At 33.3% G+C, this 16,434-nt stretch carries 14 protein-coding genes; 7 read left to right on the top strand and 7 right to left on the bottom strand.

All coding sequences use genetic code 11. The annotated features are described in order from the left end of the window. Positions 1–115 precede the first annotated feature (115 nt). A complete protein-coding gene (locus tag AC2DZ0_RS10550; RefSeq protein WP_484641705.1) occupies positions 116–646 on the bottom strand; it encodes a hypothetical protein in 531 nt (176 codons plus the stop codon). Positions 647–840: 194 nt separating this feature from the next. Between AC2DZ0_RS10550 and thiL the strand changes: the two genes are divergently transcribed. Beyond that, positions 841–1,899, top strand: coding sequence for a thiamine-phosphate kinase (gene thiL / locus AC2DZ0_RS10555; RefSeq protein WP_484641706.1), 1,059 nt, complete (start codon positions 841–843; stop codon positions 1,897–1,899). Between the two features lie 81 nt (positions 1,900–1,980). Here thiL and AC2DZ0_RS10560 read toward each other — a convergent pair whose 3' ends face one another. The 3 genes from AC2DZ0_RS10560 to AC2DZ0_RS10570 form a co-directional block, all read right to left on the bottom strand. Further along, positions 1,981–3,372: a sulfatase-like hydrolase/transferase gene (locus AC2DZ0_RS10560; RefSeq protein ID WP_484641708.1), complete on the bottom strand. Its 1,392-nt coding sequence runs from the start codon at positions 3,370–3,372 to the stop codon at positions 1,981–1,983. Positions 3,373–3,463: 91 nt separating this feature from the next. Next, entirely contained in the window at positions 3,464–4,006 is a 543-nt protein-coding gene (locus AC2DZ0_RS10565) for a hypothetical protein (RefSeq protein WP_484641709.1), read from the bottom strand. Between the two features lie 115 nt (positions 4,007–4,121). Beyond that, positions 4,122–5,996 (bottom strand): ABC-F family ATP-binding cassette domain-containing protein, encoded by a 1,875-nt coding sequence (locus AC2DZ0_RS10570; protein WP_484641710.1) that lies wholly within the window; start codon positions 5,994–5,996, stop codon positions 4,122–4,124. A 195-nt stretch (positions 5,997–6,191) separates the two neighbouring features. On the opposite strand from AC2DZ0_RS10570, the gene AC2DZ0_RS10575 reads away from it, so the two are divergent. The 6 genes from AC2DZ0_RS10575 to AC2DZ0_RS10600 all read left to right on the top strand — a co-directional run bounded on the left by AC2DZ0_RS10575 (position 6,192) and on the right by AC2DZ0_RS10600 (position 13,538). Then, positions 6,192–7,880, top strand: coding sequence for an ABC transporter ATP-binding protein (locus AC2DZ0_RS10575; RefSeq protein WP_484641711.1), 1,689 nt, complete (start codon positions 6,192–6,194; stop codon positions 7,878–7,880). 193 nt (positions 7,881–8,073) lie between these two features. Beyond that, the gene (locus tag AC2DZ0_RS10580) at positions 8,074–8,637 is read left to right on the top strand and encodes a hypothetical protein (protein WP_484641713.1); all 564 of its coding nucleotides are present in this window, start codon (positions 8,074–8,076) and stop codon (positions 8,635–8,637) included. A gap of 81 nt (positions 8,638–8,718) precedes the next feature. Continuing rightward, positions 8,719–10,062, top strand: a complete 1,344-nt coding sequence (locus tag AC2DZ0_RS10585) for a hypothetical protein (RefSeq protein ID WP_484641715.1) — start codon at positions 8,719–8,721, stop codon at positions 10,060–10,062. Beyond that, a complete protein-coding gene (locus AC2DZ0_RS10590; protein ID WP_484641716.1) occupies positions 10,049–11,401 on the top strand; it encodes an LPP20 family lipoprotein in 1,353 nt (450 codons plus the stop codon). Before AC2DZ0_RS10585 ends, AC2DZ0_RS10590 begins: the two co-directional genes overlap by 14 nt. A gap of 107 nt (positions 11,402–11,508) precedes the next feature. Continuing rightward, the gene (gene lolB1 / locus AC2DZ0_RS10595) at positions 11,509–12,279 is read left to right on the top strand and encodes a lipoprotein insertase outer membrane protein LolB1 (RefSeq protein ID WP_484641717.1); all 771 of its coding nucleotides are present in this window, start codon (positions 11,509–11,511) and stop codon (positions 12,277–12,279) included. A 170-nt stretch (positions 12,280–12,449) separates the two neighbouring features. Next, entirely contained in the window at positions 12,450–13,538 is a 1,089-nt protein-coding gene (locus AC2DZ0_RS10600) for a murein hydrolase activator EnvC family protein (protein ID WP_484641718.1), read from the top strand. 69 nt (positions 13,539–13,607) lie between these two features. Here AC2DZ0_RS10600 and AC2DZ0_RS10605 read toward each other — a convergent pair whose 3' ends face one another. The 3 genes from AC2DZ0_RS10605 to AC2DZ0_RS10615 all read right to left on the bottom strand — a co-directional run bounded on the left by AC2DZ0_RS10605 (position 13,608) and on the right by AC2DZ0_RS10615 (position 16,424). After that, the gene (locus AC2DZ0_RS10605) at positions 13,608–14,117 is read right to left on the bottom strand and encodes an acyl-CoA thioesterase (RefSeq protein WP_484641720.1); all 510 of its coding nucleotides are present in this window, start codon (positions 14,115–14,117) and stop codon (positions 13,608–13,610) included. Between the two features lie 56 nt (positions 14,118–14,173). Then, on the bottom strand, positions 14,174–15,877 hold the full coding sequence (gene recJ / locus AC2DZ0_RS10610; RefSeq protein ID WP_484641721.1) for a single-stranded-DNA-specific exonuclease RecJ: 1,704 nt from the start codon (positions 15,875–15,877) through the stop codon (positions 14,174–14,176). 127 nt (positions 15,878–16,004) lie between these two features. After that, on the bottom strand, positions 16,005–16,424 hold the full coding sequence (locus tag AC2DZ0_RS10615; protein ID WP_484490032.1) for an OsmC family protein: 420 nt from the start codon (positions 16,422–16,424) through the stop codon (positions 16,005–16,007). Positions 16,425–16,434 lie beyond the last annotated feature (10 nt).

Consider the following 16,434-nt stretch of genomic DNA (forward strand, 5'->3'; position numbering starts at 1 on the left):
AAATCTAACCTGTATTTCTTTATGTGTTAATAGAGGTTATTTATACATGCTCCTTACAGTAAAAAGAAAAAAAATGTGTCATGTAAATTCGCATCTACTCCCTAAAAAAACAGGCCTACCATCTGTACATCACCCCAACAAAACCACTTAAGCGCCAAGGATCCTCTTCACCATAACGTTCTACCAAGTCAGATCTATGTTTCATGTTTCCTAACAATGTAGCACCCCATTTTTTTGTGAAAAAATATCGAAATTCTCCATTTAATTCAAAAAAAGGCTCTTCAACACCCAATTCTCTTCTTACAATAATTCCTACGCCAGGCCCTGCTGCAATCTCCCACCTATTGAATCTATTTTTAGAATCCTCGAAACACAACAAATAGTTTACCCCCACACCAATAGCACCATAACTTATTGCCTTGAAATTTTCTAGAAAAAAATGATACTCCAAATTTTTATGTTTGTAGGCAAAACGAAACAACAAATTCCACTCTCCAGTCTCACTTGTCTCATAAGGACCTACGGCCTTCATTTTAACATCATACAACAAGGAGGTTCTAAAGCCTTTTTCTGCCTGACCAAAACTCGAATTAGAAAAAAAGAACACTACACATAAGATCAGACTAAACTTAAATAAGATTTTCATATTTTATTTTTTTGGGGGAATTAACTCTATCACAAAACAAGTTTTGTAATTTCATTTCAATTTAGAGATAAATTCTAACAACACAAAACACCGTATTTAGCAATCAATAAAAGGTAGTATAACATTCATTTATGACATAAAATTGGGTAAACTCAGAAAAAAGAAAGATTTTTGCAATTCGAAATTCAAGAATAATGTTAGAAGATAAAACACCAAACAAAACAAGCTTAGCTGAATTAGGAGAATTTGGTTTGATCAATCACTTGACTGAACATTTCAAAATCGCTCAAGACTCTACGGAGAAAGGAGTTGGAGATGATGCTGCAGTTTTAAACCACAAAGGACTTAAAACACTTGTTACAACAGATTTACTTGTGGAAGGAGTACATTTCAATTTAATGTACATGCCATTGAAACACCTAGGATACAAATCAGTAATGGTAAATTTATCTGACGTATATGCTATGAACGGTGAAGCAAAACAAATTACCGTTTCCATTGCAGTTTCTAACAGGTTCCCTCTTGAGGCTTTGGAAGAATTATATGCAGGAATTCAATTGGCATGTAACACTTACAATGTAGATTTAATTGGAGGTGACACCACCTCCTCTCAAACAGGCTTGCTTATTAGTGTAACAGCACTTGGTACAGCAGAACAAAAAGATATCGTTTATAGAAACGGAGCAAAACCTAATGATTTATTAGTTGTTTCTGGAGATTTAGGTGCTGCCTACTTAGGCTTACAAGTTTTAGAAAGAGAACGTAAAGTTTTTGAAGTGAATCCAAACGCTCAACCAGATTTAGATCAATACACGTACCTGGTAGAAAGACAACTAAAACCAGAAGCACGAAAAGATGTTCCTAAACTTTTACGTGAATTAAATATTTCACCAACTAGTATGATCGACATTAGTGACGGTTTATCTTCTGAGGTAATACACTTATGTAAAAACTCTCAAGTAGGAGCAAATGTATTCGAAGACAAATTACCACTAGACCCACAAGTTATCTCTACAGCAGAAGAGTTTAACATGGACAGCACAATGATTGCTTTGAATGGGGGAGAAGACTACGAACTATTATTCACCATATCGCAAGATGATTTTGAAAAAATAAAAGGAAACCCACACTTCTCTATTATAGGTCATATGACAGACCAGAATGACGGAATCAATCTAGTAACAAGAGCAAATCAAAAACTAGAACTGACAGCACAAGGCTGGGATGCTATGTTGAAAAAAGAAAAAGAATAGTACACTTTTTTCATTTATAAAAAAACAAAAAGTACCCTTCGACAAGCTGAGGGTACTTTTTTTATGAACTATTTTCTCTATCTACTCCCCTCTTACTCTCTTCCCTTCCGATAAAAGATTGTTATAATTTTCTTGCTGAGTAGTCGACAAGTCTCCTGATAACAAATTCGTTGCTTCATATGGATCGGCAGACAAATCGTATAATTCTTTTACATCTGTATCTATTTCATAAATCAACTTATAAGTAGCATTTCTTACGGCATAGTGACCATTATCATTCCCATCTCCAGGAACCTCCGTATAGATATATTCTTTCGAAGTAGCATTCGCATCTTTCAACAAGCTTTTTATACTTTTACTCTGGTTAATTTCAGAAACATCTACCCCAGCCAATTCTGCAATAGTTGCGTACAAATCTACTGTATGCACCAACGCTTCAGACTCACGGCCTAAACGCGTCCCTAAACCAGAAACTACAAATGGCACATTGACCCCCCCTTGATAAATAGAACCTTTACAATGTTTGGTTTTATCTGCGTATTGAGATACTCTTATTGGAGTACCGTTATCTCCAATATATATAATGATGGTATTTTCTTTTTCTTCTTCAGACATTGAGTCTATAAACCTTCCCATTTCATAATCCATAGCCTCTAACATTGCTAAATACATATTTAAACTGGTACCAGCTCTAGACTGTGAAGCCTCAGAAATCAAATAATCATCTGGCATATGGATAGGACTATGCGCAGCATTATAGGCTAACCAAATAAACCAAGGCTTGGTTTGTTCATCACGCCAATCCATTGCAAGTTGCGTATATTTTGTTGTTGAATAATTTTCCATTCGCTCAGCATCCGTGGTAGACGATAGCGTTGTAAGAATTTCATTTTCTATTAGATCATACGACCAATAATCAGGAACGCCTGAAGATAAATTTCCACTAAAAGTACCCACGTTTGTAACGCTTGTAGGATGATCTACATCGTGCCCTAGATGCCATTTTCCAAAAACTGCCGTTGCGTAAGCATTGCTTGTATTTTCATTGATATAAGATTGCAACGATTTATGAGAACTTGACAAAGATACATTTCCTCCAGGCGCCTTAATGCCATTTTGAACACCATGCTTCCCTGTAATGATAGAAGCTCTCGTAGGTGAACATCTAGCATAAGCCCATGCATTGTCGAAAACCAAACCATTATCCATCAACTTTTCGAGGTTAGGCATCTCTGGTTTTACTGCGTTCAAATCCTCCAAATAGTTCGGAGTCGCATCAACACTAACATCATCAGCAATGATTAACAAAATATTTGGATGGTCTGTTTGAACATCATTTACCGGATCTTCTGTTTCCTCTTCCTCCTCCTCTTCTATAACAACCTCCTGTTGTTCTTCTTCAACAAGAGCATCAGAACAGGCAACAAAAAAAGGCAAAAACAAAAACAGAATTGAATAAAAAAGTTTTCTCATGGTAGTAATAATTTAGTTAAATACAATAGGTTATATATATAACAAGTCACTTTAACATTACCCTACCCCTCTTTTGGAAATTAACCTTCTTTCAATTCCACACAAATACCAAACCTGAATATACATTATAGCGCATTTGAAAGTTGTCTTGATAAATCTCCTCTAAATCACTTCTATACCTATAATTGACACCTAACTCTAAACCGATATTTTTAGTCATAAAAAATCTAATACTACTATCGATCGCAAAATTAAACATCAGAACTTTTTCTTCAAAATCCTGATTTCTTTTTATGAAACCAACATCAGCACCAACAGGCAAAACCCATCTATGAAATTTCTTGGGATCTTTTTCTAGTAAAAATTTATATTTAAAAAACAATCCAAAACCATAGTATTCAATAGCAGGAAACAACTCAGTAAAAGCACCTATTTCATATCTTAAGTGATGACAAGCGACACGTATGGTCATATCCAATTCACCATGCTCACTCGTTTCATAAGGCCCTTCAATTGCCATTTTAGGATCCAAAGAGATAGAAACCAAACCTTGACTTTGTGCACTAGAACTTGCTATACTAAAACAACTTAGCATAAAGCTCAATACCCATATTTTTAGAACACCCTTTTTCATAACATTAATTTTTTTAAACTAACGTATAATAGGGGGCGGATAACTAATTTAGTAAATTAGAACCCTAAAAACAAGAATCTTATAAATTATTTTTGAGCTCTAAAAAAATAAAGGTTTAACCCTCCATTTTTGCAGACAAATCAAACCAACGCTCTTCTTTTTGCTCAATCTCGTCAATAATTTTTTGAAGCTTAATCGAAATTTCATTTACCTCATTCGGTGCAACTTCTCCATTAGCAAATTGAGCTTCTATTTTTTCTTTTTGCTTTTCTAGTTTTGCTATATCTGATTCCAAAGTACCAAATTCACGTTTTTCATTATAGCTCAATTTTACTTTTGGTTTTGAAACCTCTTTTTCTTTTGGCTGGGCTATTTCTACCTTAACCTTGACCTCTTTTGTCTCTTTTGGTTTAGAATCTTCGTAAGCTCTATAATCAGAGTAATTACCTGGAAAATTCTCAACCACTCCTTCTCCTCTAAAAACAAATAAAGAATCTACTATTTTATCCATAAAATATCGATCGTGAGAAACGACTAATAAGTTCCCTGGAAAATCTAGTAAAAAAGCTTCCAAAACATTTAAGGTTACAATATCTAAATCATTTGTAGGCTCATCCAAAATCAAAAAATTAGGATTCTGAATCAACACAGCACATAAAAACAATCGCTTGCGTTCTCCTCCACTTAATTTTTCTACGAAATCATACTGACGTTTTCTATCGAATAAAAAACGTTCTAAAAGTTGACTTGCAGAAATTTTATTCCCTTTTGCCAACGGAATATATTCTCCAAACTCTTTGATAACCTCAATTACTTTCTGACCTTCTTTAACGGTAATTCCACTTTGCGTATAATAACCATATTTTACAGTTTCACCCAAAATTATTTTACCTTGATCCACAGGCTCTTTCTGAGTAATTAAATTTAGAAAACTCGACTTACCAGTTCCATTTTTACCGATAATCCCAATACGCTCTCCTCTTTTAAAAACATACTCAAAACCATCCATAATTTTTAAGTCGCCATAGGACTTATACACTTTATGCATTTCAAGAATTTTACTTCCCAAACGCTCCATATTAATCTCAAGCTGCACTTTGTGCTCTATTCTTCTATTGTGTGCTTTTTTCTTAATCTCAAAAAAATCATCAATTCTAGATTTAGATTTTGTGGTTCTCGCCTTCGGCTGTCTTCGCATCCAATCCAACTCTTTTTTGAATAAATTCTTCGCTTTTTCTTGTACTACTTGTGCTAAGGCAATTCGCTCCTCTTTTTTCTGAAGATAGTAAGAATAATTTCCTTTGTAACTATACAATTCCCCTCCATCCAATTCAATAATTTCGTTACAAACACGCTCTAAAAAGTAACGATCATGGGTTACCATAAACAAGGTGATTTTTTCTTTCGCAAAAAAGGACTCCAACCACTCAATCATCTCTAAATCTAGGTGATTGGTTGGCTCATCTAAAATCAACAGATCTGGTTTATTAATCAATACTGTTGCCAGGCCCAAACGCTTTTTTTGACCTCCTGACAAACCTTCTATCTTTTGATGAATATCATCAAATTTCAACTTAGATAAAATTTGTTTGTATTGCGTTTCAAAATCCCATGCATTATACTGATCCATTAAATCAAAAGCTTTTTGATAAGCATCGGTATCTTCTGGGTTTTCTAAAGCATTTTCATATTGTTGAATTACTTTTAAAACCGGATTTTCTGAGGCAAAAATCACCTCTTCTATCGTCAGCTTCGGATCAAACTTATCATCCTGAGCCAAATAAGCAACTTGAATATCCTTTCGGATTACCACCTGACCTGTATCAGAGGTATCTCTTCCTGCAATAATGTTTAAGATGGATGTTTTTCCTGTACCGTTTTTTGCAACAAAGGCAATTTTTTGATCTTTATTAATTCCAAAAGATAATTTATCAAACAATACGCGCTCTCCATAAGCTTTGGAGATATTTTCTACAGATAGGTAATTCATGAAGTCTTTGCTATTAGGTTGGCAAAGATACAGAGACTCAAGGCAATATTAATACTATCCAGTAAAAAGATACATTTCAAAAATTTTACAAATTAAAATAAAATAGAAAACCACTTTTTTTAGGTACTTTTATCTTTCTTAAAAAAGAAAAACACTCCACTAAAACAGCACCTATTTAGAGGGCAAATGAACAAGATGACAAAAAACAATCTACTGGAAGTCAAAAACCTAAAAATCTCCTTTCCTTCAAAAAATGAACGAAACGAAATGGTTCATGGTATTGATTTTCAAATTCAAGAAAATGAAATTGTAGGAATTGTAGGAGAGTCTGGTAGTGGTAAATCAATTTCATCATTAGCCATTTTAGGGTTATTAGATAAAAAAAACAGCTTTTTAGAAGGAGAAATTCTTTTTGAAAATGAAAATTTGTTAAGCTTAAGAGAAAAAGAATTTAGAGCTCTTAGAGGCTCTGAAATTTCGATGATTTTTCAAGAACCCATGAGTTCTCTAAACCCAAGCATTACCTGTGGTGCTCAAGTCATAGAAATTTTACAACAACATCAAAAAATTTCTAAAAAAGAAGGACGAGCAGAAGTCGTTCGTTTGTTTGAAAAAGTAAAACTGCCAAGAGCAACGGAAATGTTTGATTTGTATCCACATCAAATTTCCGGTGGACAAATGCAACGTGTTATGATTGCCATGGCAATAGCCTGCAAACCAAAATTATTAATTGCTGACGAACCAACAACGGCATTGGATGTTACGGTTCAAAAAAACATTATCTCTCTTTTAAAAGAACTACAACAAGAAACAGGGATGAGCATTTTATTTATCTCTCATGATCTTTCTTTAGTTTCAGAAATTTGCGATCGGGTTGTGGTAATGTATCAAGGAAATATTGTAGAACAAGGTAATGCTAATGCGATATTTAAAAATCCTCAAAACAATTATACAAAAGCGCTTATTCAATCGAAACCAAGTATTGAGGTCCGCTTAAAAAAACTTCCTTCTGTAAAAGATTTTATTGAAAACACCGTAGAAACAGAAATATATTCATCAGAAGAGAGAGCACTTTTCCATGAATCAACCTATGCTCAAAAACCACTTTTAGAAATCATCGATCTAAAAAAATATTATCTAGGAAATAAAAAATGGTGGTTTCAAAAAGACACTTATGTCAAAGCCGTAAACAATGTGTCGTTTAAATTATACCCCGGAGAAACTCTTGGTTTGGTTGGAGAGTCTGGCTGCGGTAAATCTACACTAGGAAGAACTTTAATGCATTTAGAAAAGGCAACTTCTGGATCGGTTTTGTACCAAGGAAAAGACCTAACCCAACTCTCTAAAAAAGACATAAAAAAACTAAGAAAGGATATTCAAATCATTTTTCAAGACCCTTTCTCTTCCTTGAACCCAAGAATAACAGTAGGAGAAGCCATCTTAGAACCTATGAAAGTTCATAAGCTTTATAAAAATCATAAAGAACGAAAAGAAAAAGTACTATCGATTCTAGAAAAAGTGGGGCTGCTGCCAGAGCATTTCAATCGCTATCCACATGAATTCTCTGGAGGGCAAAGACAACGTATTGGAATTGCTAGAACCATAGCTCTACAACCTAAACTAATTATTTGTGATGAATCTGTATCTGCCTTAGATGTATCTGTGCAAGCACAGGTATTAAACCTACTAAACGATTTGAAAAAAGATTTTGGATTTACCTATATCTTTATTTCACATGATCTTTCTGTAGTAAAATATATGTCCGATCAACTTGTTGTAATGAATAAAGGTAAAATTGAAGAACTTGGAGATGCAGATGAAATTTACCAAAACCCAACATCAACTTATACTCAAAAACTAATTTTATCGATTCCAAAAGCGTAAAAACCTATAAAAGGACTTAAAAAAAAATGTAAATTGCTAAAAAAAAGACACGCAACATACTGCTCTGAATTTAAACAACTTGCATATTTAAAAACATTTTCGAAAAGCCACTCCAAACATTTTTTAAGAAAATTTTAAAAAACATGGTACAGTTCTTGAAAATACAATCAACAAATAAAAAATTATGAAAAACATGAAAAAAATTACACAAACCCTTTTGATTATTGCTTTAGCAATAAACTTTACAGCATGTAAATCTAAACAGCAAACAGTTTCTGCTGGACCAGGAGAAGAAGAAATAATTATTCCTTGCTCTGGAGAAGATTTTAGATCAGACAAAAAATACATCCGAGCTAGCTCAATGGGAGAGAGTCAAGATATGACCATCGCAAAAAAGAAAGCAAAAAACAATACCTTACAAGAATTAGCAGGTAAGGTTCAAACCACAATTCAATCTGTGGTAGATAACTATCAAAACTCTACAGGAACACAAGACGGAGAAAATATCTCTAAACGTTTTGAAGCTTTAACAAGAGAGGTTGTGGATGTTGAATTAAGTAACTACACTACATCATGTGAAAAACTTACAAAAACTAAAGATGGAAAATATCGTTCTTATTTAGCCTACGAAATAGAGGTTGATGCTTTGATCAAACCTTTAAGTGCTAAAATTTCTCAGGATGAAGTTCTAAAAATTGACTACAACTACGAAAAATTCAAGAAAAATTTTGAAGACGCGCTAAGCAAAAACAAATAAGCTTTTCTAATCCTAATACTAAAATCACAATAAGAGAGTTCCACTATTTTATTGTGATTTTTTTTAAAAAAGCATCTCTCTATGAAAAACTGCCTATACCTATTGATGGCAGCGGTTCTCTTGGTTTCATGTAAAGCCAAAAAACTAAGAAAACAAGCTTATCAATTCGAACAACACGGAGCTTTTGAACAGGCTTCTGACTATTATTATAAATCCTTACAAATTGACAACAACAACGTTGATGCTATTGTTGGATACAAAAAAAACACACAAATTGTTTTAGATAACATTTATGAAGAGTTTTACACTGCCTTTAAAAACGCAGATTACAAATCGGCTATTTATCTTTACGATGATGCAGAACAACTAAAAGCAAAAGCAAATAGAGTTGATGTTAAACTTCAGAAACTAAATGATTATAGTGTATATTACAACGAAGCACTTGACCATTATTTGGAAAAACAATACAACAAAGGCATACAATATTTAACTCTGGAGAATTTCAATGCTGCAAAAACAATTTTTAATGAAATTGTTCACTTTAATGAAATTTTCAAAGATGCTAAATACCAATTGAAAAAAGCAACTTTAGAGCCCCTTTATCTAGATGGTATAAAATACTTAGAGACAAATGCTAACAGAAAGGCATATTATCAATTTAATGACATTTTAAAACAAAATGACTACAAAGATGCCTTGCAATTAAAAAATGAGGCGTTAGAAAAAGCTACCATAAAAATCGCTATCAGGCCCCTTGTTGCAAACAGAAATTACAGTAAAACTAAACAAGAATTTAGACAATATTTTATTTCAAATCTTAACGAGATTCCTTCTCCTTTTTATAAAATCATTGAAGTTCCTTCTTTAAAAGCAGGACAGCCTTTGGACACACAACTAAATCTCGCGAAAAAATCTGGAGCAAAAGCCTTGTTTTCATTAAATATTGACAATGTTTCGTTTCACAAATCGCGACTTACAAGTGAGCCTTACAAAGCTTACCAAAAAGTTAAAACCTCTTACAAAGACGAAGCCGGAGACACCAAAACAAAGATTGCATACAATAAGATCACAACAAATCTCTATAGTCAATCAGAACAAGCAAGTATCAACCTAGAATATAAACTTATCTCTACCATAGACAGAAGTGTACTTATCAACAAAGTATTGAGAGATCAAATATCTGATCAAATACAATACATGCGCTATAATGGAGACTACGAACAATTGGTCCCTGGGTATTGGGAGCACCAAAACAAGGCCCATATTTCAGATAAAATTAGAGATTATTCATCAGATGTAAGACAATTACAATCTTATTTCAAAACTAGATCATCTTTAAAATCTTCCTCAGTTTTATACAACGATCTCTTAAAAAAGATGAGCAATGATTTCACTCAACCAATTGCTGACTATGACCCAAATTAAAATTATAAAACTTTCTTTTATACTTCTATTAGGTATCTTATCTAGCTGTGGCAGCTCAAGAAAAGCAGCACAACAGTTTGAAGACCTACCCATATGGGTAAAACAAAAACCGCAAAACGAACTTACTTATTATGGTGTTGGTAAAGCGGCAAAGTCGGGATTCCCCGACAGATATATAAAAACGGCAGAAAGACAAGCACTTGCTGATTTAGCAGAACACATTTCTGTAAATGTAAATACAAATTCTCTTTTATATCAATTTGATATTGATAATGAAAAAAGTGACTTTTACATGAATAAGCAGAAAATTGAGAGTTCCAAATTCATAGAAGGCTATACTATTTCTAAAACTTACGAAAACGAGGATTACTATTGGAATTTAATTGAAATTTCTAAAACAAAGTATGAAGAACTTAGAATAAAAAGAAAAAACACAACCTTAGAAAAAGCCTATGGATTTTTTAAAGCCGCACAAATTAAATTAGATAAAAAAGATATTTATGATGCTACTTCGTTTTTTGTAAAATCACTTGAGACCTTAAAACCATATTGGGGAGAAAAAACAATTTTCACAAAAAACAACGGCGAAAATATTGATCTCACCATAGCTAATATAGATGAACTTCATTCTCTATTTAAAAATTTAGAGGTTACAAAAAACATCCAAACAATAAAAGTAGCTAGAGGAGACCAATTGAATAACATGAAACCTGTTGCTATTTTGACCCATGATTCATACGGCGCCATAGAACATTTTCCTTATACTATATCTACTTCTTTCACTTTAGAAAAGTCTAAACAATTATTCACCCGAAAACAAGGAGAAATCACAGTATTACCAACAATCGTTGCTAGTAAAAACCAACAAGAAACATTAACTGTTACAATAGATGGTAAAGAAATTTTAAAACAACTTACTACAGACCTCATCCTTAGAAAAATATTAACAAATTCTGTACCCAAACCTATAAACGCTTCTTTTAAAATTGAGGTCACCCAACCATTTATTGATGTAAAATTAACCACAAAAAACAGGGCCTTAGACCTACAAAGAATATCACTCAAAACAGCGAGTTTTTTTGATAAAAAAGGAATTTACAAACCCTTAAAAAAGTCTGACCTATCATATAAATTATGGATAGAAATCAATCCCGTTGATGCAACCTCTTTCCTAGTGAATACGAAGCTAAATAGTGTATCAAATCAAAAACTATACATAACGAGCAGAACCATTAAAATAGACCCTTTTGTATACGACACTAAAGAAAAAATTCTGAACAGTATTTTTAACACGATCAAAAGAAAAGAACTTACAAAAGTTTTAGAAATGATGGAGTAATTTATAAGGTTAAGGAACTTTTATGAAATAAAAAGAAAGTCAAACTTCATAAAATTGTATCTTGCCCCAATTAGCATTTACAACAATAATATTCTTAAGTTTTAATCATGAAACTACAGCATTTTCTGTTTATCATTCCCTTTTTTTTAATGTCTTGTGGCGGTGGTAAAACCATTACCAACAGAGCAGATATTAAAATCGAAACTCCAAAAAAGATATTAAAAAATCACTCAAAAAGTAAGTTTGATAAAAACACGCTGAGTGCTGATCTAAAACTTAACTTTAATAGAAAAGGCAGATCACAAAATGTAAACGTCAAATTAAAAATTGAAAAAGACAAGCAAATATGGATGAGTGCAAACGTATTTGGTTTTCCTGTTGCAAAGGCATTGATTACACCAGAACGTGTTAGTTATTATGTAAAAATAAACAAAACCTATTTTGATGGTGATTTTTCAGAGATCAACCGTTTATTAGGTGCGAATTTAGATTTCACTATGCTACAAAATCTTTTGTTGGGTGATGCTTTATTTGAAATGAAACCAAAAAACTACCAGGCTTCTATTGACCAACAGGCTCATCTTTTATCACCTGTTCAGGGCAACGAACTCGTTGATTTATTATTTTGGATTCATCCTTTAAACTATAAAATTGAAAAGCAAGAAATTCGTACTTTTGAAAGCAACAGATTTTTATCCGTAGGATATTCAAACTATACTGAAATTGATGCTACTCCGATTCCTGGACGTGTTGAAATTGTTGCAAAAGACGACAAAAACAATGCCTCTATTCGTTTTGATTTTAAATCTGTAAAATTGGATGAAGAATTAACTTTTCCATACAAAATACCAAGTGGCTATAAAAGAATCATTAAATAATGTTGCGTCAACCCTCTATTGCTTTGAAAAACAAAAACCTTAAAAAATTCATGTTTCGTGTTCTTTTTATTTTTTGTCTTCTACTTATCAATTTTTCAGTTACTGCCCAAGCCCCAACTCAAAAATCTCTAGAAGCAAAAAGAGCTCGACTACAATTAGAAATAAAAAAAATGAATTCTCTGCTATTTGAATCTAAAGCAGAAGAAAAAGATATCCTTCAAGATATTGCCAACTTAAATAGAAAAATCGCTGTTCGTTCTAGATTGATTAGAACTATCAATCAAGAAGAATCTGTTTTAAATTCAAAGATTAAAAAAAATAAAAATCAAATTGCTACTCTTGAAAAAGAACTACAAGTTTTAAAAGACGATTATGCTGACATGATTTACATGTCCTATAAAAGCAAGTCTATACAAAGCAGGTTGCTATTTATTTTATCTGCAGATAGCTTTCATCAAGCCTACAAAAGATTCCAATACATGACTCAGTACACAGAGTACAGAAAAGAACAAGGTGAAGAGATTGTGTCTCAAACTAAAAAAATAACAGCACTCAATGATGATTTAAAAATTCAGAAAATTGAAAAACAAAATTTAATTGCAGCTCAAAAAGAAGAACAAGCTAAAATTGAAATAGAGAAAAAAGAACAGGAAGTATTAGCAAAAGAAGTTACTGCTGAAAAGAAAAAATACACCGCTCAAATAAAAAAGAAACAAGATGAAGAGCGAAAAATTGACAAGCAAATTGAGAAAATAATTAGAGATGCAATTGCTGCAGCAAACAAGAAAAACTCATCAAAAAAATCCTCTAATTTTATTCTTACACCAGAAGCTAAAATTTTAGCCTCTAAATTCGCTACAAACAAAGGTAAATTACCTTGGCCTGTTACCAATGCCCTTGTGGTTAGAAAATACGGAAAAATACCTCATGAGACTTTAAGAGGAATCACTATTCAAAGTAATGGAATTCATATTGCCACAAATAAAAAAGCCAGAGCTAAGGCAATTTTTGAAGGTACTGTGCTTGCCATTCAAGTAAGCTCAAACGGTATCAAAACAGTCTACATCCAACATGGTAATTATATTTCCTTATACAGCAACCTTGCTACAGTAGCATTGCAAAAAGGTGATAAAGTAAAACTACAACAAAGTATTGGTGAAATACACACGGATAAAGTAACGGGTAAAACTATTTTAAAGCTCCAAATTTGGAAAGATACTAAAACAGAAAATCCTAGTTATTGGCTTTTAAAATTGTGATTTTTTTCTATTAAAAGAAAGAAGATCACCGCTAGAATAAACTTAGTTTTTCAGATTTTCTCTGCGTCGTTATTCAAACAAAGCCTTTAACTCTGTTGCCTCATTCGGCTTCATTTTTCCAGACATAAGCAGGCTTAATTGTCGACGACGTAAGGCAGCTGTAAATCGTTGTTTTTCTAACTTCGTTTCAGGAACCAATTCTGGAACTTTTATTTTATTCCCTTTTTCGTCTACAGCTACAAAAGTATAAATGCATTCATTCACCTTTGTTCGCTCTCTAGAAATTCTATCTTCTAGCCATACATCTGCATAGATCTCCATAGAAGAACCAAAAGCTCTTGAAACTTTAGATTCAATCGTTACGGTACTTCCAACAGGAACCGGCTTTGTAAAAACAACATGATTTACAGAAACGGTTACCGCAATAGCATTAGAATGACGTTGCGCAGAAATACAACAAATTCGATCTACTCTTGCCAACAATTCACCACCAAACATACCATTTAGTGCATTGGTATCACTTGGTAATACTAAATCTGTTGTAATTGCTAAAGATTCTTTTGCTGTTTTTTGCGCCATAATAATTTGATCAATTCAAAGTTACAAAATAGAAACACTAATTTATCAAGGATAATTCACAATTCCTCTGCTTTAATATCTTTTAACATCAATTGCAACGAAGTAGTCCCTTGCCAATGATTTTCACCAACAGTAAAAGCTGCCTTAAAAGCATTTCCAGATTTTGTCAATTCATATTTATCTCCTAAACCAAAACCAATAGCATTATAGGTTTTGTTATCAGCACCTGAAAGTATATTCAATTTCAAATGCGACTTATCGGAGCCAACAGGTTTTCCATAACCGTTATCTCTCAAACCATTTGCCATAAATACAGGGTGCATATTTTGCGGTCCAAAAGGAGCCATTTGACTCAAAATTCGATAAAACTGAGGCGTTATATCAGACAAGAATACTTCATTATCTATTTGTACTTCCGGAGTTCTTAATTCTTCAGGAATACTCTTTTTTACAACCTCTTCAAACTTTGCTTTAAACTGCTCGTATTTTTCTGGCCTTAAAGTTAAGCCAGCTGCATATTTATGACCTCCAAACTGCTCTATAAACTCACTACACTCATGCAAAGCATCATATACATCAAAACCCTTTACTGATCTTGCTGAAGCTGCTAGCTTATCTCCAGATTTTGTAAAAACCAATGTAGGACGGTAATAAGTTTCAATCACTCTGGAAGCGACGATACCAATAACTCCTTTATGCCAATCTTCTTGATACACGACACTCGTATAATATTCTTCTTCCTTATTTTCTCTTATTTGAGCAAGTGCTTCTTCTGTAATTTTTTTATCTAGTTCTTTTCTATCGGCATTATTGGTTTCAATAGCTGCAGCAAACACCTCAGCTTTAGCTAGATCTTTTTCAGAAAGTAACTCTACAGCATACAAACCATGTTTCATTCTTCCGGCTGCATTTATTCTAGGAGCTATTACAAATACCACATCGGTAATAGTCAACTCTTTTTTATCCAACTGTTGGATAATTGCTTTAATTCCTGCTCGGGGATTCGAATTAATCACCTTCAAGCCTTGAAACGCCAAAATTCTATTTTCACCTGTCATGGGAACAATATCAGCGGCAATAGCTGTTGCCACTAAATCTAAATAAGGTACTAACTCATCAAAAGACTGCCCTTTTCTTTGGGACAAAGCCTGAATCAACTTAAACCCAACACCACAACCACACAACTCGTCATATGGATAAGTACAATCTTTTCTTTTAGGGTCTAATACAGCTACTGCCTTAGGAATGGAATCTCCCGGTCTATGATGATCACAAATAATAAAATCAACTCCTTTTTCCTTAGCATAGGCAACTTTATCGATGGCTTTGATACCGCAATCCAGAGCAATAATCAATGAAATATCATTATCAGAGGCATAGTCTATTCCCATATACGACACCCCGTATCCCTCCTTATACCTATCGGGTATATAGGTGGTCACTTGTTCATAATCTGACAAAAGATAAGAAGACATTAAAGCCACAGAAGTAGTACCGTCGACATCGTAGTCTCCATAAACCATAATATTTTCACCATTATGAATAGCCTGTTCTATTCGCTCCACGGCGAGCTCCATATCCTTCATTAAAAAAGGATCATGCAAGTCTTCTAGATTAGGTCTAAAAAAACATTTGGCCTCTTCAAAAGTTTCAATCCCACGCTGCACTAATAATTTAGCAATCGGACTAGCGACCCCCAAAGCCTTTGCCAACGAAGTTACTTTTTCAGAATTTGGAGCTGTTTTTAATTTCCAGCGCATAGTATTTTCTTTTAAAACCCGAGTTTACTCAAGTTACAAATTCACTTAGATATAAAAAAACCAATCCTAGTAAGAATTGGTTTTCGTTTTATTTTTAGTCGTTAGAAATCCCAACGAACCTAAATATTTATTGTTCGATATATTCCGTTGAGACAGTAACCTCAGCAAACTGACGAAACATCTCCATAACTCCACAATATTTTTCAACAGATAACTTCACTGCCTTTTCAATTTTAGCGGTCGCAAAATCACTACCATAAAACTTAAAAGTTACGTGTACTTTTTTGTAAAATTTAGGATCAACATCCGTTAACTCACCAGCAACATCAATAGAAAAATCTGCTACCTCAGCACGCATTTTTTTTAATAGTGAAGATATATCCATCCCTGCACAACCTGCTAAAGCAGATAACATCATTGCTTTCGGACGAACTCCTTTCCCTTCACCTCCAAATTCTTCGGCTCCATCAATCAACACTTTTCCACCTGGTCCTTCCGACTCAAAGTGCATTTTTCCTTTCCAACTTAACTCTACATTATGTGTCATCTTAAATTCT

Source organism: Flavicella sp. IMCC45668 (genome assembly GCF_057219105.1).